At 51.6% G+C, this 22,432-nt stretch carries 17 protein-coding genes; 8 read left to right on the top strand and 9 right to left on the bottom strand.

Going from position 1 to position 22,432, the window contains the following annotated elements:
• Positions 1-420: 420 nt before the first annotated feature.
• Positions 421-1,191 (top strand): DeoR/GlpR family DNA-binding transcription regulator, encoded by a 771-nt coding sequence (locus C7433_RS15600; protein ID WP_110268554.1) that lies wholly within the window; start codon positions 421-423, stop codon positions 1,189-1,191.
• 514 nt (positions 1,192-1,705) lie between these two features.
• On the opposite strand, the gene C7433_RS15595 is transcribed toward C7433_RS15600, so the two are convergent.
• Positions 1,706-1,945: a hypothetical protein gene (locus tag C7433_RS15595; RefSeq protein ID WP_006122003.1), complete on the bottom strand. Its 240-nt coding sequence runs from the start codon at positions 1,943-1,945 to the stop codon at positions 1,706-1,708.
• A gap of 827 nt (positions 1,946-2,772) precedes the next feature.
• On the opposite strand from C7433_RS15595, the gene C7433_RS15590 reads away from it, so the two are divergent.
• Complete coding sequence (locus C7433_RS15590) at positions 2,773-4,539, top strand: GGDEF and EAL domain-containing protein (protein WP_110268505.1); 1,767 nt, start codon at positions 2,773-2,775, stop codon at positions 4,537-4,539.
• A 94-nt stretch (positions 4,540-4,633) separates the two neighbouring features.
• Here the strand turns inward: C7433_RS15590 and C7433_RS15585 are convergent, their stop codons facing one another.
• On the bottom strand, positions 4,634-6,064 hold the full coding sequence (locus C7433_RS15585) for a 6-phospho-beta-glucosidase (RefSeq protein WP_033742371.1): 1,431 nt from the start codon (positions 6,062-6,064) through the stop codon (positions 4,634-4,636).
• Positions 6,065-6,093: 29 nt separating this feature from the next.
• Positions 6,094-7,542: a PTS cellobiose/arbutin/salicin transporter subunit IIBC gene (gene ascF, locus C7433_RS15580; RefSeq protein ID WP_110268504.1), complete on the bottom strand. Its 1,449-nt coding sequence runs from the start codon at positions 7,540-7,542 to the stop codon at positions 6,094-6,096.
• Between the two features lie 315 nt (positions 7,543-7,857).
• On the opposite strand from ascF, the gene C7433_RS15575 reads away from it, so the two are divergent.
• Entirely contained in the window at positions 7,858-8,865 is a 1,008-nt protein-coding gene (locus C7433_RS15575) for a LacI family DNA-binding transcriptional regulator (protein ID WP_110268503.1), read from the top strand.
• 15 nt (positions 8,866-8,880) lie between these two features.
• Here the strand turns inward: C7433_RS15575 and C7433_RS15570 are convergent, their stop codons facing one another.
• Together C7433_RS15570 and C7433_RS15565 are read right to left on the bottom strand one after the other, a co-directional pair.
• The gene (locus C7433_RS15570) at positions 8,881-9,630 is read right to left on the bottom strand and encodes a DNA-binding transcriptional regulator YciT (RefSeq protein WP_033742378.1); all 750 of its coding nucleotides are present in this window, start codon (positions 9,628-9,630) and stop codon (positions 8,881-8,883) included.
• A 58-nt stretch (positions 9,631-9,688) separates the two neighbouring features.
• Positions 9,689-10,951: a DUF1479 domain-containing protein gene (locus C7433_RS15565; protein ID WP_110268502.1), complete on the bottom strand. Its 1,263-nt coding sequence runs from the start codon at positions 10,949-10,951 to the stop codon at positions 9,689-9,691.
• Positions 10,952-11,176: 225 nt separating this feature from the next.
• Here C7433_RS15565 and C7433_RS15560 point away from each other — a divergent pair, with 225 nt between their 5' ends.
• Positions 11,177-11,998: a Cof-type HAD-IIB family hydrolase gene (locus C7433_RS15560; RefSeq protein WP_033742381.1), complete on the top strand. Its 822-nt coding sequence runs from the start codon at positions 11,177-11,179 to the stop codon at positions 11,996-11,998.
• 264 nt (positions 11,999-12,262) lie between these two features.
• Here C7433_RS15560 and C7433_RS15555 read toward each other — a convergent pair whose 3' ends face one another.
• Positions 12,263-12,946, bottom strand: coding sequence for a hypothetical protein (locus C7433_RS15555; protein ID WP_006121996.1), 684 nt, complete (start codon positions 12,944-12,946; stop codon positions 12,263-12,265).
• A gap of 158 nt (positions 12,947-13,104) precedes the next feature.
• Between C7433_RS15555 and C7433_RS15550 the strand changes: the two genes are divergently transcribed.
• Both C7433_RS15550 and C7433_RS15545 read left to right on the top strand, forming a co-directional pair.
• Positions 13,105-13,416 carry a hypothetical protein gene (locus tag C7433_RS15550; protein ID WP_039339500.1) on the top strand — a complete coding sequence of 104 codons (312 nt, stop codon included), beginning with the start codon at positions 13,105-13,107 and terminating at the stop codon, positions 13,414-13,416.
• Positions 13,417-13,625: 209 nt separating this feature from the next.
• Positions 13,626-14,687 carry a diguanylate cyclase gene (locus C7433_RS15545; protein ID WP_110268501.1) on the top strand — a complete coding sequence of 354 codons (1,062 nt, stop codon included), beginning with the start codon at positions 13,626-13,628 and terminating at the stop codon, positions 14,685-14,687.
• Positions 14,688-14,750: 63 nt separating this feature from the next.
• Here the strand turns inward: C7433_RS15545 and map are convergent, their stop codons facing one another.
• The 3 genes from map to C7433_RS15530 all read right to left on the bottom strand — a co-directional run bounded on the left by map (position 14,751) and on the right by C7433_RS15530 (position 16,902).
• Positions 14,751-15,536, bottom strand: coding sequence for a type I methionyl aminopeptidase (gene map / locus C7433_RS15540; protein WP_006121994.1), 786 nt, complete (start codon positions 15,534-15,536; stop codon positions 14,751-14,753).
• On the bottom strand, positions 15,536-15,778 hold the full coding sequence (locus C7433_RS15535; protein WP_039339494.1) for a ParD-like family protein: 243 nt from the start codon (positions 15,776-15,778) through the stop codon (positions 15,536-15,538). The genes map and C7433_RS15535 overlap by 1 nt, the downstream gene beginning before the upstream one ends.
• Positions 15,779-15,999: 221 nt before the next feature.
• Positions 16,000-16,902 (bottom strand): LysR family transcriptional regulator, encoded by a 903-nt coding sequence (locus C7433_RS15530; RefSeq protein WP_110268500.1) that lies wholly within the window; start codon positions 16,900-16,902, stop codon positions 16,000-16,002.
• A 98-nt stretch (positions 16,903-17,000) separates the two neighbouring features.
• On the opposite strand from C7433_RS15530, the gene C7433_RS15525 reads away from it, so the two are divergent.
• The gene (locus C7433_RS15525; protein ID WP_110268499.1) at positions 17,001-18,566 is read left to right on the top strand and encodes an NADH-quinone oxidoreductase subunit L; all 1,566 of its coding nucleotides are present in this window, start codon (positions 17,001-17,003) and stop codon (positions 18,564-18,566) included.
• A gap of 34 nt (positions 18,567-18,600) precedes the next feature.
• Positions 18,601-21,141 (top strand): YbcC family protein, encoded by a 2,541-nt coding sequence (locus tag C7433_RS15520; RefSeq protein WP_110268498.1) that lies wholly within the window; start codon positions 18,601-18,603, stop codon positions 21,139-21,141.
• Positions 21,142-22,432: the final 1,291 nt, after the last annotated feature.

Genomic DNA, 22,432 nt, shown 5'->3' with positions numbered 1-22,432 from the left:
AAGACATCGTATCACTCGCAGCAGGGACCGCTGCCGTTTTGATTGCGTCAGCAGTGCTCCAGATACCGCATTCAACCTGTCCCGACTTCACGCCTGAATCAGTCATCTCGCCTTTCACATCAAATTTTTACCGTCCTCGTTTCAGACGAAGTGGGACGAAACCTTATATTCATCTAAGAGCATTAATACGCCGTCGCTCGCTGAGAAGTCATGCTGAACAGAATGCTTTCGCGATGAGAGTATGCATGGCGCAGGAAAGCGGATCACCATCATTTCAGTCGTGCAGTGAGGAATCCAAAGGTATTTACTCACCCGTGAGCTGAGTTAATCACCTTCTCAGTATTACCTGGACAGAAAAATCGCACTTTGCGATCATATCTGCATGATCCAAAAAAAGAAAACGCCCTGGTCAATGTGAAGATGAAAGAAAACAGTCGCTTAGAATCGATAATGAATTACCTGAAAGGAAATAATCTGGTAACGGTTGAACAGCTTGTTTCGGTCACAGGCGCTTCTCCTGCCACTATCAGGCGTGATCTGATTAAACTCGATCAGGAAGGAGTGGTCAGCCGCACGCACGGGGGCGTAACGCTTAACCGCTTTATTCCATCGCAGCCCACCACGCTGGAAAAATCGTCACGGAATCAGCCTGAAAAACATGCTATTGCGCGCGTTGCAGCCACCTTCATCAAAGCAGGCGATGCAGTAATCCTTGATGCAGGGACGACGATGTTTGAGCTGGCCCGGCAAATTACCCATATGCCGCTACGTGTGATCACCAATGACTTACATATTGCACTGTTCCTCTCCGAGTTTAAGCAGATTGAAGTAACCATCATTGGTGGGCGAATCGATGAAAGCAGCCAGTCCTGCATTGGCGATCACGGTCGGAAGATGCTGAACAATATCAATCCTGACATTGCTTTCCTGAGTGGTAATGGATGGGATATGACGAAAGGCGTGACATCGCCCACGGAAGAAAAAGCGGCTCTGAAACACGATTTGATCATCAATGCGAGGCGACGTGTTTTGCTGGCAGACAGTTCAAAATACGGTGCCTGGTCTCTTTTCAATGTGGTTCATCTGGATGCGCTGACGGATATTGTCACTGACGCTAATCTGGACGCAGATGTCAGGAAAGCGCTCCTGTCCAGCAGCAAGCCTGCGTTGACTATCGCTCATCCTGCCTGAGTTGCCTGCATTATTTTGCCAGTAACAACTTACAAAAACTGATGGGCGCAGAAGCCGCAACGATGGGGCCCAAAGAAATGCGGTCAACCCGCGTTTTCTGACTCGCCCGGTGGCGGCTGAGAACGGTGATCGCGTGTTGTGATGATATGGGGTCTCGCTTAAATCACGCGCTTGTCGCATCACATCAGTGATTCAGTAAGTGCAGAGCCGGGACAGATGCCAACAACCACAATGGACGGCATCGGTATGCGTTGACGATGAAAAGTGACCGAATCGCTTATCTTTCTGCAGAGCGGGTGGTCACGCCACACGCATCATGGCAGCGCCAGGCAGTGTCTCAAATCAAACTAAACATGGATAGATGAAGTGTTGATGCTACGGGGTGAAGAGCAGGGCTGACTAAGGGAGTATCAGTGTGTAACATGAGTCTCGAAGCGTTGACATGAATGAAGGTGAACGGGGGCGTGCCAGGACGGGGATTTACAGATGTGTAAGTATGAATATGTCACAACGGTTATTCTTCCATTGATGGTCTGAGGTAGAGCGGCGTATCGCCTTCTTCGTAGTGTTTCGGATGCCACACCATCGCGCCATTTTCATCGCCAATAAACGTCATACCTAATGGTTCAATGATCGCATAGGGCTGTGCGAACGCAGCACGGTAAACCCGTATCTCTTTCGCCATTGCCACAACCTGATCTGAAAATTCGTCGGGGTGGCTGAGAATGTAATTCAGTTGATCGTCAGTCAGCATACTTCATTTCCTGAGCAACCCAGACCTGCTGGCGCCAACTGGCAGGGTTGTTTAACCTGTTAATCGAGTTCAGCATTGGCATTGTTCCGCCAAGGCAATAAGTGTACCAATTATCAGCGTGTCAGCCCATCATTACCGTCAGGGCGTCGTTTAATAAGCGAAAAGAAAAGCTGTTCAGCATACTGTAGCCGGCGATAGCGGGCTAACGTCCATTTCCTTACGCTTTCAGCCAGAAGTCTGCTGACATTTATCGTGTCTGCAGACACTAAGATGCCTGAACTGTTCTGTATTCCTCGCGCCATCACGAAGCCCCGACCGTGTTTGTTAATCTTTGCTTCCATAACTTTACATTTTGCATTTAATTAACGCCTGTGCCGTCAGGATGTTTTGCCATTATTAAGTTCTTATCTCTGACAGAAAAGCTTAAGTAATATTTCATAACGGCAGTCTTACAGGCTCGCAACAGGTAATAACATAACTGAATGCGCATTCATTACTGAGAGAGGCAGCCTGTGGCAAGATAAAGCGTCGGGAGAAAAAACCGCCTAACGTGGACCAATACCCTTAATGGGGTAAGCGGATCGATTATTGTGCCTGAACATTGACAGCGATGTCGTCTCCTCACCAAAAGTGCCGCCTGTGTGTCGGGCATAATGCAGAACGTTGTGACATTTACGGTTAAAAATGACTTAAAACCTTTTCTTGCATGTTATACAGTCTCGCATGGCCTCTTGTTTGCTATAAATTGTCGGTCAATGTGGCGCTAAATATTTAAAATTAGGCTAAATTGTTTTCTGCGTTTTGCACCCGCACATGGGGAGGCTGTTGTGCACGATAATCAAAGTGGCAATGAAGAAAATCGTCTTAAAGCGGTTAAAGCACTTTTGTCACCTGATGTAACCAGGGATGAGGTGCTGGAAAAATTTGTACAGCTTGCCGCGCAGGCACTCGGCATTTCGGGCAGTTTTATCTCAATTATTGACGACAAAAATCAATACATTAAAGTTTCCCGCAACTTTAATCTTAAGGCGTCGTCACGTGATGTTTCCTTATGTCGACATGTTATTGATGGCGACGGCCAACTGGTCATTCAGGATACACTGCAAGACAATCGGTTCTCTTTCCATCCGTTAGTGGAAGGCGAGCCGCATATCCGCTTCTATGCGGGCGTGTCATTATGTAATGTTGAAGGGTTGGTTCTGGGCACGTTATGCGTCACAGATACGCAACCCCATACCTTTAACGATGCGCAACTCGAAACCTTAAAGTCGTTAGCGAGGCTGGTCACCTCATTTCTGGATGCCTGGAATCTGGCCAGTTTTACTGACCTGATTACGCATCTTCCTAATCGCCCGCGGTTGTTGCGTGATATGCAGCAGCTGGCCGTGAGCAATCCTGATCGACGCTTCCGCCTTATTCTTATCGACTGCATTGATATTCCGCATGCTTATGAACTCTCGCGCACCTTTGGTATCGCGCCGGTAGAAAACCTGCTCCGGCAAATCGCCGGCCTGGTCAGTGCGCGCCTCGAACTTGAGTCCGATGATATGCTTTATTCATTCGCACCGGGTCGGTTTGCCCTCATCCAGCCCTATCTTGAAGGGTACACGGCACAAAGCACGATTGATGTTCTCAAGAATTTGAAGGCGGATTTAGCGGACAATATCACGATCGATATCGACGTTTATGTAGGTGAAACAGAATTTGTCTCCCGAGAGATAGATGCCAATGAAATCGTTCGTCAGGCGGTAAGCGCACTGCATGAATGCATTTATCAGAATTGCGGTGCCATGACCTTCGATCATGCTTATGATTCGCGCCGCACGGATGATTTTCTCATCATGAATGATTTGGCACAGGCGCTGAAAAAAGACGAAGGTCTTTATCTGGCTTATCAGCCCAAAGTGTGTTTAAAAACCGGCAAAACCGTGGGGCTGGAAGCGTTGATCCGGTGGCATCACCCGGAACGAGGCGAGCTGTTCCCTGCCGATTTCGTTCCCCTGGCTGTAAAAACAAACCTGATCTCGGTGCTGACGGACTGGGTCATCGATCGTGTCATCGTTCAACTCAAAACGTGGAAACAGGAATATCAGTTAATTCCTGTCTCAGTTAACGTCAGTGAACGTGACTTTTCACGCCCCGGCTTTGCGGCAGATTTGGCCAGTAAAATGCAGGCTGCTGATTTGCCTACGTCCTTTATGGGCGTGGAGTGCCTTGAAAATGAACTCATTACAGAAAGCCATGTTGCTATAAACGGCCTGGAAGCGCTGAGAACCGAGGGGTTTGTTATCTCTCTGGATGATTTTGGCACAGGCTACAGCAACATCAGCTATTTACAGGAAATTCCCTTAGACGTTATCAAAGTTGATATGTCTCTGATTAACCGCATGGACAACGATCAGGCGTCCAGAGTGATTGTCAGAAGCATTATTCAGATGTTGAAGGAGCTGAATTATACGGTTCTGGCGGAAGGGGTCGAAACCGAAGCGACGCTGAGTCTGCTGAAGCAATATGGTTGCGACCAGATTCAGGGCTACTTTTTTTCTAAACCGCTGCCAGCCAGCGAGATTGAACACTGGCTGCTGCAAAAATAACCGGACCAGAAGGCGACAGTATTATCTGTCGCCTTATCCTCTTAAATGCTTCACCGCCGTCGCGGCTGGTCACGTCTCGTGGCTGCACACCGACTCAATCCAGATCGCGGCCATTGCTGGCGATGACTTTCTTGTACCACCAGAACGATTTTTTCCGGCGTCTTTCCAGCGTCCCGTTACCGTGGTCGTCCCGATCAACATAGACAAAACCATAGCGCTTGCTCATTTCACCGGTTGAAGCCGCCACCAAATCAATGCAGCCCCATGTGGTATAACCCAGTACGGGAATACCGTCGCCAATCGCGTCAGCCATGGCGCGAATATGCTCACGCAGGTAGCTGATACGATAATCGTCTATGATTTCGCCTTCTGGTGTTAACTCGTCACGTGCACCCAGACCGTTCTCGACTAAAAACAGCGGTTTCTGATAGCGGTCGTACATCATATTCATGGTGATGCGAAGTCCAAGCGGATCAATGCCCCAACCCCATTCACTGCGTGCGATGTGCGGATTAGTCAGCGATTTGACGACATTGGCTGCGCTGCTGTTCTGGTCATGCATATCAGCAGATGCGCAGCGAGAGGCGTAATAACTGAATGAAACAAAATCGACAGTGTTTTTAAGGATCTCCGCATCGTCTTCCGCCATAACGATCTCAATGCCTTTCTCTCGAAACAGACGCGCGGAATACGCGGGGTAGGCGCCCCGTGCCTGCACATCGATAAAAAACAGATTTTCACGATCCTTTTGCAGTGCCGCCCAGACATCGTCGGGTTTACTTGACCAGGGATAAAAATTGCCGCCGGCCAGCATGCAGCCTACCTGGTTGGCCGGGTTGACCTCATGAGCAATTTTCGTTACCAGCGCACTGGCAACCAGTTCATGATGGGCGGCCTGATATTTAACCTGCTCGGTATTTTCACCCGGTTCAAACACCAGTCCAGCGCCTGAAAACGGACTATGCAGCATGATGTTAATTTCATTGAAGGTAAGCCAGTATTTCACAAGGCCGTCGAATGCCTCAAAACAGCTTCGTGCATAGCGTGCGAAAAACGCGATCATTTTACGATGACGCCACGATCCATATTCCGTTACCAGATGCATCGGCACGTCAAAATGGCACAGCGTCACCAGTGGCTCAATGCCATAGCGACGACATTCGGTAAACAGATCACGGTAAAACGCCAGCCCCTGCTCGTTGGGCGTTAATTCATCCCCTCGAGGGAAAAGTCGGCTCCAGGCGATAGAGGTGCGAAAGACGGTGAATCCCATTTCTGCCATCAGCGCAATATCTTCGCGATAGCGATGATAAAAGTCGATAGCGGTATGGCTGGGATAAAATTCATCATCGCGCAGTGTGACGCGTTTTTCCTGCCCCAGTTTCACCGGCATGCGTGCCGGGCCAAGCGGTAACATGTCAACGGTCGTTAATCCTTTCCCGCCTTCAAGAAAGGCGCCCTCTGACTGGTTTGCGGACAGGGCACCGCCCCATAAAAATCCTTCCGGGAATACTGACTCAGACATGACATCCTCTTTGATACTGTAATCATTAATTAACTGGCGTTAACCGCGTTCGCTTTTTCTGCGGTGACGACGGACGAGGGCGCAGACGGCTGGGTCGTTTCAGGGATATCTTCAAACCCCAGAATGAGAGTAAGAATGAACGACAGCACGACAGAAAGCACCATTACCGCCACGACCCAGACAATCGACAAGGGGTTGGACGGATCAAAAAACTGCACGCTGGTAAATAATCCTGGCGAAGCCATTGAATGGCTGGCAAGCCCGCCGATTCCGGCAACGGCACCGCAGATAAAGCCACTCATCAGGCTGGCGATTAATGGGCGTTTCAGGCGCACGGCGACACCGTAAAGAGCAGGCTCAGAAATACCGGCCACAATAGCGGAGGCCGCGGCTGCAAGCGCCGTTTGGCGTAATTCGCGGTTTTTCGTTTTGAAGGCGACGGCCAGCGACGAACCGCCAAGTGATAAGTTGGCCCCAATTTCTGAAGGCATCACCATGCCTTCTTTACCTGTTTCTGCAATCGTCTGGATGATGGTAGGGGTAAAAACCCGGTGCATGCCGGTCATTACCAGTAGCGGCCACAGCCCGCCCATGATGGCCACGGAAAGCCAGCCCAGATAGCCGTGAATGGTGTAGACCAGCGCAGAGATACCGCTGCCGATCCAGATGCCAATGGGACCTATTAATACAATCGCAATCGGTGCCGCAATCAGCACAATCAGCATGGGCTTGAGGAAGTTTTTGGTGACGGCAGGCGTAATTCGATCCACGCCACGTTCGATATGGGACAGAATCCACGTCATCACGAGGGCGGGGATCACTGTATAGGTATATTTCACCGCCGTCACCGGAACAGAAGCAAACTCGACATGCTGGCCTTGAGCTGCTTTGGCCATTAAATCGATGAAAGTGGGGTGCACCAGGACGCCGGCAATAGCAATCGCCAGTGACATATTGGTTTTAAATTTCAGTGCGGCAGAAGCCGCTACCATGACCGGTAAAAAGAAGAATGCCCCATCCCCGATAACGTTCAGGATGGTCAGCGTGGACGAGCCTTTGTCAAAAACGCCCGCCATATCCAGAATCATGGCCAGCAGTTTGACCATCGATCCGCCAATGATCGCCGGAATCAGTGGTGACATGGTACCGACAAGCGCATCGAGAATACCGGCACCAATGCTTTTCAGCGTGATACGACGTTTAACTGGCGAAGCGCTTTCAGCCTGCGGTTGACCGAGGGCCAGAACGGCCTGATAGGCTTTGGCAACATTATTCCCGATGATCACCTGATATTGTGTATCGGTATGCACGACGCCCATGATGCCGTTGACGGCCTTCAGGGCCGCCAGATCGACACTGTCGTCGTCTTTCACGACAAAACGCAGGCGCGTCATACAATGCGTAATGGCGCTAATGTTGTTCAGGCCACCTAAGGCGGTAACGATGGCCTGTGAAATCCCGGCATAATTTCCTGACATGATGTTTCTCTCGTAGGGTAGAGGGAAGTGCGTTCTGGTTTCCGCTCATGACGGCTGCCTTATTGTTTTACGTCTTTCGCCAGGGGAACGTTGCGTGACCACTGACGATCGGCACGGCAAAATAGGAAACCGGTTTCACAAAATCATGAAGCTGTTTTGGGGCTGACACAAGCGCCAATAATCACCCTGTGTTATTTCTGTGATTAAGGTCACTGTCAATGATCTGGCGCGCCCTGTGGGCTGGCGTGTAAATATTTCAAATAATGAAAGACTTAGGTAGACTGCTTTCAGGCTGAGAATTCTGGCGATCCTCATATGACAACGATTTCAGAAGTGGCAAAACGCGCCGGTGTCTCAAAAGCAACGGTTTCCCGGGTGTTGTCGGGCAACGGTTACGTCGGCAAAGAGAAACGTGAACACGTTTTGCAGGCTATCGCTGAAACAGGCTATCGGCCCAATTTACTGGCCCGTAATCTGGCAAATAAAAGTACACAAACCATAGGGCTGGTGGTGACTAACACACTGTACAGCGGCAATATTTTCAGCGAGTTAATGTCGCATTCCGCCAGGATTATGGAGCAGCAGAATCGTCAGTTAATTCTGGCTGACGGGAAGCACACTGCCGCTGAGGAGCGCGCGGCGATTCAGTTTTTGCTCGATCTACGCTGCGATGGCATCATCATCTATCCGCGCTTTCTGAGTATTGATGAACTGGATGCTATTATTTCCGACCACAAACAACCCATTCTGGTAATCAATCGCCGCCTGCGCATTCATGAAAGTTTTTGTGTATTCAGCGACCAGCAGGCAGCAGGGCGGCTGGCTGTCAATCATCTGCTTGAACAGGGGCATCGTGATATCGCGTTTATCACCGGCTCGCTGGATTCTCCTACCAGTCAGGAACGACTTTCCGGTTATCAGGCTGCATTAAGCGCGGCGGGCATTGCGCCTAATCCCCAGTTGATTGTGCAGGGTAAGTGGACCGCACAAAGCGGCATGCTGGCGGTCAAATCCCTGCTCGCCAGCGGCGAGTCTTTCAGCGCTATCGTAGCCAGCAACGATGAAATGGCAATTGGTGCCATTAAACAACTCACGGAAAACAACATTGCCGTACCGGCCAGAGTTTCGGTGATAGGTTTTGATGACATCCCGCTGGCTCCGTATGTGATTCCCTCGCTCTCCAGCATGAAGTTTCCGGTTACCGACATGATCAATGAAACTATCAACCGGCTGGTCGCCATGCTCGATGGCGGCGAGTTAATGCAGCGTAAGCCTTTTATCGCCAGTCTGGTGTCGCGCGATTCTGTCAGCGTCGCACCCTGAAACCGATAGCCACCTTTAAGCGATCGTCACCGGTATCACCTCGGTGCCTTGCTCTGTAAGCCGGTTCACGGTATCCGCGGGCAACCCGTGTTCCGTGATGACATGACGCGGCGCATAACCGGGCGATAAAGGATAGGGATAAAGCTGTCCGAATTTACTGCTGTCTGTCAGGACATAGCTCTCAGCGTTTTTTGCCAGTACAGCGTCCACCACGTCACACCGTAGCATGTCGCGACCGGTAAAACCGGTTTCCGGGTGCCAGCCATCAGCACCAATAAACGCTTTATGAAAGTGGGTCTGCTGAATGCAGTAACGCGTCAGTGGCCCGGTCATCGATTCACTGCTCTTTTGTAACCGGCCTCCCAGCACAATGACCTCACAATCGGCTTCTTTCAGCAGATGAGCGATATAGTGACTGACGGTGATAAGCGTCAGATTTTTTCGACCGGCAAGCGCAAGTGCCAGTAAGGCATTCGTACTGCCGCCCTCGATAAAAACTGATTCGCCCTCATTGACGCGTCCGGCGGCATAACGGGCCAGAGCCTGTTTGATGCTGAAACGTGTGTTCATCCGTGTGCTCACATTATCACTGTCCAGGGCGATGGCTGCACCGTGAACGCGACGTAACACGCGCTGCTGTTCAAGTTGTGTTAAATCCTGCCGTATCGTCACCTCAGACACACTGACAACGCGAGCCAGTTCACTGACGGTGATGCTGCCACGCGCATTGACCAGTTCGATAATTTTTTCCTGGCGCGTATTCATACCGGCTCCCTTTATCCTACTGAACCAAAGCGGGCATTAACCCGCTTACTCTTCTTTATCAGGACTGGCACAGGCTGCGTTTCCCGAGTGAGTTAAGATCGGCCAAGGTAAAGCGATTCTTCCAGTCAGCTTCGTAATGCTCCGGTGGGAAATCCGCAGGGGAATGACCTTGCTTCAGCGCATGCGCCACATGATGCGCATACGCACGGTTTTTATCGCACATCGGCGCAGCAGGAATATACATCACATTTCCCCAGCCTTGTTGGTTTTCGACCGGCGCGACCGCGTGAATAAGGTCACAATGCCACCAAACGGAATCGCCGGCGGTAATAGCCGGTACCGGGCATAAGCCCTTCATCAAATGGGGATGCCATTTTTCATTAACAGGCAGGACGCGGCCGGGTGCGACACCGCACAGTTCATCTTCCGGCACATCGGAGAGCAGTGGACGTAACAGAAGATAGGCCATTGCCATGGGGACGGGCACAACGTGAAGTAAACCCTGACCCGGGATCATATCGGACAGCGCGGTCCAGCCCTGGAAAGTGCGAAAGACAGAACATTTTGTGGTGTCCGGTACATCGTATTCATCGACGTCGCTGCGGTGAGCGGCATTCCAGGGATCGTAGCGATCAATATCCCCGTTAAAAACGGCGTGAAAGACGCGTTGATAAGCAGGCAACAGCCACCGTTCCAGCGCGCCTGAATCGGTATGCGCACCCAGTCCCTTTGACGTGGTGCCCGGTAGCCGTCGACGAATACGGTCTGGATAGAGGATATTCACGTCAGGATCAAACCATCGCTGCCCCTCCGATTCATAGGTCCATAACCGGTTCAGAAACGACTGTACCTGATGCATTTCCGGGCGTTGACGGGCCTGCATTTGAGCCTGAGACCAGTAAATGGGGTAAATTTCTGGACGGGATGCCTCAAGACTGCCGAAAAAATTGTCTCCTGGCCCGCGGTACTGTGCATCAAACTGGTTTTCATCCAGATAACGCAACATGTCGGCGTCCCAGGCCAGTGCCTGCTCACGGGGGAAATGCTGCCGGACGACGACACAGCCGCGCCGCTTGATACGCGCCCGCGTTTCCGGGGAAACCGTGCCTGAGGCTATCGCCTCGCCCGTGACGATGGGCCAGGCGCTCCCGGTTTGAGCCTCTTCCTGCCTCGCTTCGGCAATGGCCTCTTCTGTTTTCTGACAGACTTGCCGAAATACGCGCTCAACGTCGCCGATCTGCTTACGTGCGCGCTGCTTAAAGTTACGGATAGAGGCAGAGATGTCCTCAGGAAGTGGGGTGTAGTGAAGTCCTTCGCGCATAGGTTAACCTCTTAACAGATGATGTTATTTCGAATGAAATTTATGTAACCTTCATTCGAAGGTGATGGTCATTATTAACAGAGCTTTAACTTTCAATCTGGGCGCGACGGCACAATTTGCCATAACAGGCGGAAATTCAGCGTTTGTAACTTTCAATAATCCTTACAGCGAGTAAGCTTAACCACACAGTTAGCCTGTTAAGGCCGGGAGCAAAGGGGGAGTAAAATGGCAGTAAGGATGATTGCAGTGGATATGGACGGTACCTTTCTTGATGAAAACAAGCAGTACAATGTCCAGCGCTTTTCACGCCAGTATGCTCTGCTCAAAGAAAAAGGTATTCATTTTGTGGTCGCCAGCGGCAATCAGTATTACCAGTTACAGCGATATTTTCCTGACATCAAAAATGAAATTGCCTTCGTGGCAGAAAACGGTGCGTGGGTGTCGCATGGCGATGAAGTGATATTTTGTGGCGAGCTGGCAAAAGAAAGGGTACACAGCGTACTCGATATTCTGGCCAGAGAACCGGATATCAGCGTCGTTGTTTGTGGCCGCAAAAGCGCTTATGTTCACGCGTCCATGCCGGATAGCGTGATCGGCATGCTAAAAAATCATTATTACCGACTCGAGAAGCGCGACAACCTTTACGATATTGATGACACTGTCTTTAAGTTCTCGCTCAATCTGGCGCACGAAGGGATTGAAAGCCTGATGACGCGTTTGCATACCCAATTGGGCGAAATCGATCACATCATGCATCCCGTTTCCAGCGGTTATGGCTTTATTGACCTGATTATTCCGGGTTGCCATAAAGCGCACGGTATCGCTTTGCTTCAGCAAAAATGGGGCATTAGCGATTGTGAAGTGGTGGCTGTCGGCGACAGCGCGAATGATATCGAGATGTTACGTCAGGCCTGCTTTAGTTTTGCAATGGCCAATGCGGGTGAGGCTGTCTCGGCTGTCGCGCGTTTTAAAACCGAGAGTAATACGGACGAGGGCGCGCTGAATGTGATTGCCCGCGTTCTGGCTCGTGAATTTCCATTCGACTGATTTCACTAATCAGATATCAACCAACCCAAATCACGTCTTACGGAAACCAAAGGTGACGTTGTCACTTGTAGCGATGTTTTCAGGGGCTGCTCACTCATCGTGAGCAGCCTCCCTGACGAGCCTGAACGTAAGCTGAGCATCAACGAGGCATAATATAGTTACAACATACTTTAAGCGTTTTAAGTTATCCCTGGCATTAACCTATGTGCCTGTTTCGCCTGCCAGATGCAAAGGCTGGCCCGATGCATATCGGGCCATGGAAGGTTAGCGATCGGCTTTATTTTCATCAACACCGGAGGGATCGTTTTCAGCCTCTGACTGCCACGGTTTCAGGAGCTGAATATCCAAAATGACATAAACCATCGTACTGATAAACAGTGAAATGACGCTACCAAACACACCGCTGGTGGTGAAGGTAAGGTAGTTATAGATGATTAACCATGTGAGGCAAATGAACATCGCGAGCGCCAGCATGATGGATGAAAGCGAGTAGTTGCTGGTACCCGCGCCTTGCTGATGCGTCAGTTTAAATACATGACCTGTGGTATACCTTTCCAGAATCAAAAGTGTTCGTTGCCAGTTACGGCGTTGACGTGAACCCGCGCGCACAAGAAACAGGTAAAGCACAGAAATAAAAAAGCCGGAAAAGGCGATAAGCACCGGCACGGCTTCTAACGCGTATTCAATACTTTTGTGACTCGCCCCGGCGGGACTCAGGTCCAGCGTCAGTGATGCACCCAGCGCCGCATAGAGAAAAACGAACAGGGCCAGAAACGTGATCGTCCGTTTCCAGTCTGCCTCAGCCTCATGATTTTTTTGCTGTAGCGCGACAGTATAAGCGCGATCAATGTGTTCAGCGTGGGGAGAGTGCATCTCAATGACGTCAACGGGTTCGTCCAGAAGTGCGGTGATAAATGCTTTATGATCGTCAGGCAGGGGGATTTTCATTATCCAGATTCTCGTTGTTAATTTTCGCTTATTTTAGCTGTCCTGAGACGAAATGATACTCACGTTCCCGGTTAAAATGCGTTAAGAGGCAAGCAAATGCCTTTTATTCATCCGGCTTGTTGTACACTGCCGATGATCCCACGACGAGGAAAGCGACGATGAATGACAAGAAAATGATTTCCATCGATCAGTTCAGCGATGAAGAGCGACTTGCCGTCAATGAAGTGCTTCATCATTTGATTGAAAAATACCGCCAGCGTACGGGTAAAGAACCGGACGTCAAAAAAGAGAAAGCGCTTAACCTTGAAGCGCGTCAGCAGGTGATGGCGGATAAATTGCTTAAAGAAAAAGTAAAAGCAGAAAAGGAAAACAAAAAACCTGTCCGAAAAAAGAAACCGTCCTCACTGACTGCCAGTGAAGTCAGCGATTTTAACTGGTCTGCGTCGGTCGCGAAGGGCCGCAGGAGATAGCGGCAATGTATTGCTAAATTGACAGCCTGATGCATGACAATGAGGTGATGTTGCGCGTTGGGCTTAAACGTATTTTTTAAATGCGGGCAGCTAACATTTTTTCTCGTCAGAAAAGATAATAAATAAAGCGGAAAGAATCTTAAAAAGTCATGCTGCCTGCTCTTTTTGTAGATAAACTGCATTATATAGACTGCTAATTACGCCTTCGAATGACCTATTACTCACCCGATGATAATCATCTCAAAATGCGATCGACGCGATTTGTTCGTCGCATGTTCGCAATGCGCCAATTAGGGACGATTTTATGTGCCATGCCAATCGCTTCTGTATTAGTCGAACAGGGTCACGGCATCTCTATTTTTGCGTTACTGATCGGTAATGTCATCGTCTGGCCGTCTCTGGCCTATCGCCTTGCGGCTTCCGCGCGTGATTCAACCGCGAGGGAAAGAATAAATCTGACACTTGATGCGGCGTTTGGCGGTATCTGGGTCGCGTTGCTGGCGCTGAGTCCCATGCCGTGTTTTGTGATCATGGCAGTATTAATTTCCGACCGTTACGCAGCAGGCGGCTGGTCACAGCTCTCGTCCGCATTTCAGTCATTTCTTTTTGCCTTTCTTCTGGTCTGGACGCTTGAAGGTGCGCCGGTATCAATGACGTTCAGCCTCCGTACAGCCTGGCTGACATTACCGCTGGCGACCTTTTATATGCTGGCGTTAAGCGTTGTATCCCATAATCTGACGTATATGCTGCGTCAAAAAAATCGCGAACTTGAACGCATTGCATTAATGGATCCGGGTTTGCAAATTCCTAATCGACGTCTTTTTGAACGTCGACTCGAAAGCGAATTTCTTCGTACCCGCCGTGGAGACAGTAAAGCCTATCTGATTCTGATCGATGTTGACCATTTCAAACATGTTAACGATACCTATGGTCACGAAGCAGGGGATTTTCTTCTGGCGGAAATTTCAGGTTTATTACGTGACAGTGTGGGAATGAAAGACACACCGGCGCGGTTCGGTGGCGATGAGCTGGGCGTCATTGTCCGTGATGCTGATGACGCTGGCATCGTCAAACTCGCTGAGCATATTCAGTGGCGCATTACGCAGTTACGGTTGCCTGCTTCGCCCGATTTTACCTGTTCAGTCAGTATTGGTATTGCCTGTGCAGAAAAAGCCAGTTCGATACACGAATGGTTGCGCCGTGCCGATGAAGCGTTATATGACGTTAAGCGCTCAGGACGTAATGGTTTAAAGTTATGGCAAGGTCTTTAAGCACAGGGCGCGATATCTTATACCGCAAAAATAAAGCCGCCTGTTAAGGGCGGCTTTATTGACTCAGATAGCGGGATAATCGCCCGTTCCCTCGGGCCAGGGCGTGAGCAGGTCAAAACCCGTGTCGGTAACGGCAACGGTATGCTCCCACTGTGCGGAGAGTGATCGATCCTTCGTGACTACCGTCCAGCCATCGGAAAGCACGCTGGTGCCCGCTTTTCCGGCATTGATCATCGGCTCGATAGTAAAAATCATACCAGCTTTCAAGGGCATCCCTTCACCGGGCGTACCGTAATGCAAAATTTGTGGGTCGGTATGATAAATCTCGCCGACGCCATGACCGCAATATTCTCTGACAACCGAAAAGCCGGCATTTTCAGCAATGCGCTGAATGGCTGCCCCTATATCGCCTAAGGTCGCGCCAGGACGGACAGTTTTTATACCGGCAACCAGCGACTGATAAGTGATATCGACCAGGCGTTTGGCGCGCACGGACGGTGTGCCAACAAAATACATGCGGCTTGTGTCGCCATACCAGCCATCTTTGATAATGGCGACATCGATATTCACGATATCACCGTCTTTCAGTTTTTTTGCCGCAGGGATGCCGTGACAGACAACGTGGTTTACAGAGGTGCAGGTGGTTCGCGTATAACCGTGATAACCGATATTAGCCGGCGTCACGTTGAGTTCATTGACAATAAAATCGTGGCAAATATCGTCCAGCTCTTCCGTCGTAATGCCTGGACGAACGTGCGGTGTGATCATGGCCAGCACCTGTGCTGCAGCATGACCTGCCGCGCGAGCTTTTTCGATTTCTTCGGCGGAATGTATTTTCACTGTTCCCATTACACTTCTCCCTGTGGGGCCAGGTCACTCTTATGCAGCACCTGGCGAATATCAGCACCGCCGTTCATTTCTATACGAATGAGCGTTTGCGCCAGTTCATTTTGCGTTAACTGCGGATAGAGCTCGGCCAGCATGCCCAGTTTTAACCAGTGCTCAGCCTGCGAGTTGATCGAGCGGCTCATTGCCTGACTGGCAATACGAAGATTCTCATGCATCACGTCGGATATTTTTACGATGCCCATACTCATCCTGTATATAAAATGTATGCGTTTTATATACAGGGTAATGCCTGCAGTGGAAATTGCAATGAAAATTCATGGGCATCTGAAAATGTGTGAAATTTACGCGACGTTCTTCTGTATTTTTTACACCAACGCCTATTTATATTTTAGTGTGAAACCTCAGAATTTTAGCTATTGGACGATTCAATACATTGCCAGGCAACCTGCAATCGGCGTGATACTCAGTTGGGCACCTGTAATTTTTGCGCCCCTGCCAGCAGTTGCTCCAGCACTTCAATACGATGCCGGTGTGGTGTTGTGATGGCAAAGAAGCGCTCCTGCAGTTCATCTGACTGACCCACGGAGACAAGAATGCCGGCGCGTAGCTCATCCTGAACCACAACCTCGGGCAACACGGTGAGCCAGCCGCTGTCGCGGGCGATCAGACGCAGCATCGCCATGTCGTCCACCTCGGCTCGCAGTCTTGGCGTCACGCCGGCCTTAGAACATAAAGCATCAAATTGCGCACGCAGGGCATGGCGCGGGCCGGGCAGGGCAATCTCCACGCCATCCAGGTCTTCCGGGATGCGCAGGCTTTGTGACGCCCATTTGCTCGCGGGGCCGACGACGGAGATAGACTGGCTGCCCAGGAACACGCAGCGCAACGGACGATCGGGATCGGCAGGTACCGTCTCATTAGCCAGCACCACATCCAGTTTATGCTGCGTCAGCCTGACCAGCAGGCCCTCCAGTAATCCGGACTCCAGTGTCAGTACTATGGCAGGGTCGGTAAGCGCGGGCCGAATCCAGTTTTCCTGATAATTGCGCGACAGCGTTGCCACGCTGCCCACGCGTAACCGTGTAACACCGGCTGACGTGCCTTTTAACCGTCCCAACATCTCCTGGCTCAGACCAAAGATGTTGTCGGCATAGGCCATAACCAACTGACCTGTGTCTGTCAGCATCAGACGGCGACCTTTACGGATTAACAAACTTTCTCCAAGTCGATCCTCTAGTTGCCGAATTTGCACCGAAACGGCCGATTGCGAGGTGGCCAACTCTTCGGCAGCCCGCGTCAGATGCCCAAGCCTGGCCACGCGCCAGAAATAATAAAGGTGATGAAAATTCAACTGGTTGAGGTTCATTATTCGTTTTTTAATATTGAAATGTGCAAATAAATATATTTTACAGAATAGTTCAGGTCAATGATCATACAGCTAATTAAGCGTATGAGGGAAATACAATGAATATCCTTGATGTTCTGCATCTGGTCTGTTTTTTGGCGCCTGCATTTTTAATGGCCGCATTAGCGGGGCTGACGCGGTTTAGTTGGATTACCACGCCGATGCTTTGGCGTGTATTACAGGGAGTTTCGTTGAGTACCATTGCCTTAACCGGACTGTGTCTTGCCGCGGGCATCAGTGGTACGCAATGGACGGGCGTAATAATGGCAACCTCTTTTGGCCTGGTTTTGGCTTTACTGGTACAAGTGCTGGGTAAGGTTATCGCTTCATTTTCTGCGCGTTACCTTGAAGGGGAAGCCAATCAGCGAGGCTATATTGGCGCACTGGCCGTTGTGCTGTGCAGCGTGCATCTGCTCGTGATCGCCGATAACTGGCTGCTGCTCATCGCGGCCTGGGCCGCAGTCGGTGTGGCACTTCAGCACTTGCTTTGCTTTTATCCCGATCGGCCTTTTGCGCGGCTTGCGGCACACAAAAAGCACATTGCGGATCGCATGGCTGACGTGATGTTGCTTGGCGCTGCCGCGCTCGCCTGGTGGGATGTAGGTAGTTTCTCGCTGTCAGCTCTGGGGATGCATATCGCTCAGCATGGCATGTCCCTGTCCTTACAGGCGAGTGCCGTTCTGCTCGTAATGGCGGTCATCTTTCGTACGGCCTTGCTACCCGTGCATGGCTGGCTGATACAGGTGATGGAGGCGCCAACACCGGTATCGGCGCTCTTGCATGCTGGCGTCGTCAATCTGGGTGGCTTTGTGCTTATGCGCTTCGCTCCCATGTTAGATCAGGCAAACGCTGCGCGCATCCTGTTGCTGATTTTCGCGCTGGCGACCGCTGTGCTGGCAGGCATTGTCATGTTGACTCGCATCAGTATCAAAGTGCGGTTGGCCTGGTCGACCGTTGCGCAGATGGGCTTCATGCTGCTCGAATGCGCGCTTGGCCTTTATACGCTGGCGGCACTGCATCTGATTGGCCATTCACTCTATAAAGCCCATGCTTTCCTGTCGGCCTCGGAAGGTGTAAGGGACACTCGCCTGCAGGCTTTGCACCGGGCCGCTTTGCCCAGCACCCTTAGCGTGTTTTTTGCCCCCGTGCTGACAATTACCGCCGTGTTTCTGGTGCTGATGCTCTCAGGTCTTGCCGCCTGGCCCTGGTGGTGGAGTGTGGTGCTTGGTATGGCCTGGGCACCGTTACTGTGGTTACCCGAGGCTTCAGAGGGCGGGTCTGGAAAGTCGGCGCAGCTTCTTTTCGGGTGCGTCACGGTGATCGGTCTGACGACAGTTGCGCTGTCAGCACATGCGCTGCCGCTTGGCCTGCAGGATATGCCGGATGACAGTCTGGGTCTGATCGCGCTGGCAGGGATGGCGGCCCTGTACCTCTGTCAGGTGTTATTGCAAAAGCAGCCGCAACACCTGTCGCGCTTGCGTCAATGGAGTTATGCGGGTTTTTACCTTGACGAAGCCTTCACACGTCTGGCGCTGCGCTTATGGCCAGCTAACCTCACATCCCGGGTTTCCATACACGTTGAACCTGAAGTGCCAACCGCGCCTGTTGCTGACAGGCTGAGCTGAACTGAACCATACGAATAAACTGGAGAGCCTACTGATGGATACCTTAGTCAATAACGAAAAAACCGGTTCGGCGAGCCTGACGCAATCGACACAAAACGCCTGTTCCCGGCATGCTGCAATTGAGCAGGCTTGCAGCCAGGCCTGCCAGGCGATTGCACCAACATGGCCGCTGGATCGCGCCATTGCTGTCAACCCTCACTGGTCGCGTATTGGCATGCCGGTACGCAGGGTGGCCGCCCGGATGGAGGTACTCGGCGGTATCCGGGTATTCCCATCGCGCGATCAGCAGTTCCTGGCCTGGCGCGAGGGCCGTATCAGCCTTGCCGATCTCAATCTGGCGCTACATCAGCTGCCCGAAGCACAAGCGACCGGTCTGACGGCTGAACAGTGCCTGGATGCGTTACAGGCAAGAACCTCACCAGTGCAATTGCCGCTGCTAATCGATGTGCTCGACAACGATCCTGATCGGCACCAGAGATTATCCTGGCGGCAGGCTATCACGCACCAGGTTGGTCAAACCTGCGCCGCCTACTTCGATGAAGATCAGGCGAACTGGCAGCCTCAGCGACAGGGCTTATATGCCTTCTGGCGGGATACGCTGGGGCACGATCAGGGTATCGGTTTGTTAATGGGGTTGCCCCATATCACAAACGCTATCAATGCCTTACCCGATAATGCTACCGATGCGGAGCGTTGGCTTATCGCACGTCTGGGCCTGCCTGAAGCTGTATGGGCGGATTATCTGGAATCGGTACTGCTTACCGTGAATGGGTGGGCTTCCTGGTGTGCCTTTCTGAGCTGGCAGGCGGGACTGGCGGGGGGTAAGGACCCACACCTGCGCGAGTTGCTGACGATTCGCTTAGCCTGGGGCGTAATCCTGTTGGAATGCAAAGATGATGCAGCAACCCGGCACGCGCTTGCTTCGCTTCAGCACGCCTGGAAACAGGCTCACCAGGTGCTGGAGGCGGCGGAACAGGCGATGCTGGTTGACGAAGTATGGCAACTGGCGCTGGAGATTGGCTATCAGCGTGAGTTGGCGCATCGGCTGGCCTCGGCAAACGGTCATGGTACGGAACATCAGGCAATCGAAGCCCAGGCTGCTTTCTGCATTGATGTGCGCAGTGAACCGTTGCGACGTGCGCTTGAGACCGTGAGTGCTGGTATACAGACCATCGGTTGTGCAGGATTCTTTGGCCTTCCCGTGGCCTACACACCGCTGGGCACGCAAGCCCGCCGTCCCCAGTTACCCGGCTTACTTGCCCCTTCCCTGGAGGCCGCTGACCGTATCGTGGAGGCGGGTTCGCAATATAAAGCCGATGCGGCACTGCAAAGCCAGGCCAGTCGTTCGCGTCACGCCCGATTTGCCATGGCCGATCAATGGAATGCGATTAGCCGCTGGCCGGGGGCTGCCTTCTCGTTTGTGGAAGCGGTTGGACTGGGCTACTCGGTCAAGCTGGTAAACTGGTTACGCCCGGGCAATAAAGCACGTGCCAGAGATGATCTTGCTGGCTTACCTGCGCGGTTTCGGGAGACGTGCCGCCCACAACTGGTTGGGCTGGATACTGAGGCTAAAGTTAAGCTCGCTGCCGGGGTTCTTCATGCCATGGGCCTGGAACAGCATCTGGCACCTATAGTGCTCCTCGTTGGACATGGCAGCCAGTCAGCTAACAATGCCCACGCAGCGGCACTGGACTGTGGTGCCTGTTGTGGCCAGACCGGTGAAGTGAATGCACGCAGCCTGGCGCAATTGCTTAACGAACCACAGGTTCGCCAGGGGCTGCAAGCGCAAGGAACAGTGATTCCGGACTCTACGGCGTTTGTGGCCGCCCTGCATAACACCACTACCGACGAAATCGAGTGGTTTGATCTCGATTTGTTGCCGCAAAGTGCCCGCGCCTGCTGTGAGCGATTGCAACCGATTTTTAATCAAGCCAGTGATCAGGTCCGCCGCGAGCGGGCACCCGCCCTTAAACTGGACCCGCGTGCGCCCGAAGATGTGTTGCTCGGACAACTACGTCGTCGCGCTAATGACGGGGCGCAAACCCGTCCCGAATGGGGACTTTCGGGCAACGCAGCCTTTCTCATTGCCCCTCGTCACAGAAGTCGTGGCGTAGTCCTGGGCGGGCGCAGCTTTCTGCATGACTACGATGCGAGTCAGGATAGTGATGGTACTTTACTGGAAGGCCTGATGACCGCACCCATGCTGGTCACACACTGGATCAACTGGCAGTACCACGCGTCCACATGCGATCCGCAAAGGTTGGGGAGCGGTAATAAGGTGCTGCACAACGTAGTGGGGGGCCGTATCGGTGTCTTTGAGGGCAATGGCGGCGATCTGCGGATCGGTTTATCACGTCAGTCGCTCCATGACGGCGAGCACTGGATGCACGAGCCGTTGCGCCTGACCGTTGTTATCGACGCGCCGCAAAGCGCCATTGACACAGTGATTGGTAAGCATGAGGTTATCCGGAAACTGCTCGATAACGGCTGGCTCCATCTCTGGCGCTTTGAGGAGGCCGGTCTGGCACGCTATGCACAGGGTAACTGGCTCCCACTGAGTCTGGAGAGTCTATAAGAACGCCTGTGTGCTAAGGCCTTCGCTGAAAAAATGAAGCGACTGTCTGCCAGACCAAAAAAAGTGACAGTGTAACTAGTAAATGATTTTTTTATTCTGTACAAAGGGGCAGTTGTCCCCCTTTTTACAGACATAAAAATCGTTCCAACCATTTTCAGGATAACGCGAGCAGGCCAGTTAACGGCCTGCATTTTTTTGCCGGTAAGCTGGCGTTCAACATGACGTGGCGATCAATCCTGTATGGCACACGAAATTGAATGGGTGTTTTAGAAAGTGATGTCTGTCTAACCACCTGAAAAATAGGGATTTATCGATGTCATCCAGGCGGCAGAATTAACGACTGTCGTCAGGGTGAACAGGCGAGTCGTCCACATGCAGCACGGCCATAGCCGTCACCTTCAGCCTTTGTCTCGCGGTGGCGAAACCGGAAATCGTATTGACAGAGAGCAGCGATAATTCATCACGCAACGTTTTTAATAATGTCTACATGCCAGTACGGAATTTTAGTACGCCATCGGGCGGTCTGTAGGCCATAATACGCATTCGGACATTTATTGCAGTGAATGCTTATTTTGCCGATATCATAAGAAGATAGTACAACCCTTGTAACACAGCGCGATGCAACGCATGTCAAACTCATCTCCGGGAACAACGTAATGCGATCACTAATTATCATGGGCCTGGTGTGGGTTCTTGCTGCATGTTCTAACTCTGTGGGACACAATTTCGATACGGCGACTATTCAGAAGATTAAACCCGGTCAGACGACACGCGCGGAGCTCATTCGTATGTTTGGACCGCCTGATACAGAATCACCTTATCCCAACGGGCAGCAGGTCATGATGTGGAAATACAGTCAGGCCAGGGCCCTGGATACATCGGCGGGAAAGACGCTTACTGTGCAAACTCAAAACGGACGAGTTTTTAACTATACGTTTAGCAAGAGCTGAAGCGGCTGGTGTTACGCGCAATTGTTTCATTTTCAATGTTAGAGTGCGGTGCCGCTGTATCAAATGCATTCTGACCACATGGTCAACCCGAGAGTGCCTTGTTATCGATAATCTCTCCCGTAGCCCGAGCCAGGTATTGCAGAGATCTTACTGGCGGTGCGCCTCATAATTTATGGCAGGGGGCGTACTCATGAAGCGGTAGCACGACGATCAGAACCCCGTAATTTATCTGCGCCTCCTGGTATTAGTGAAGCTATCTCACTTGCTATTACTGCGCCTGTTCATCTGAACGTGCGCAGAGGTTTCCTGCCCGGATCTCCGTACAGCGAATAGCTGTCAAA

It is taken from the genome of Pantoea sp. PNA 03-3 (genome assembly GCF_003201175.1).
GTDB classification, from domain to species: Bacteria; Pseudomonadota; Gammaproteobacteria; order Enterobacterales; family Enterobacteriaceae; genus Pantoea; species Pantoea stewartii.
The sequence above is the reverse complement of the archived record's forward strand: the minus strand, read 5'-3'. Positions and strand labels throughout refer to the sequence as shown.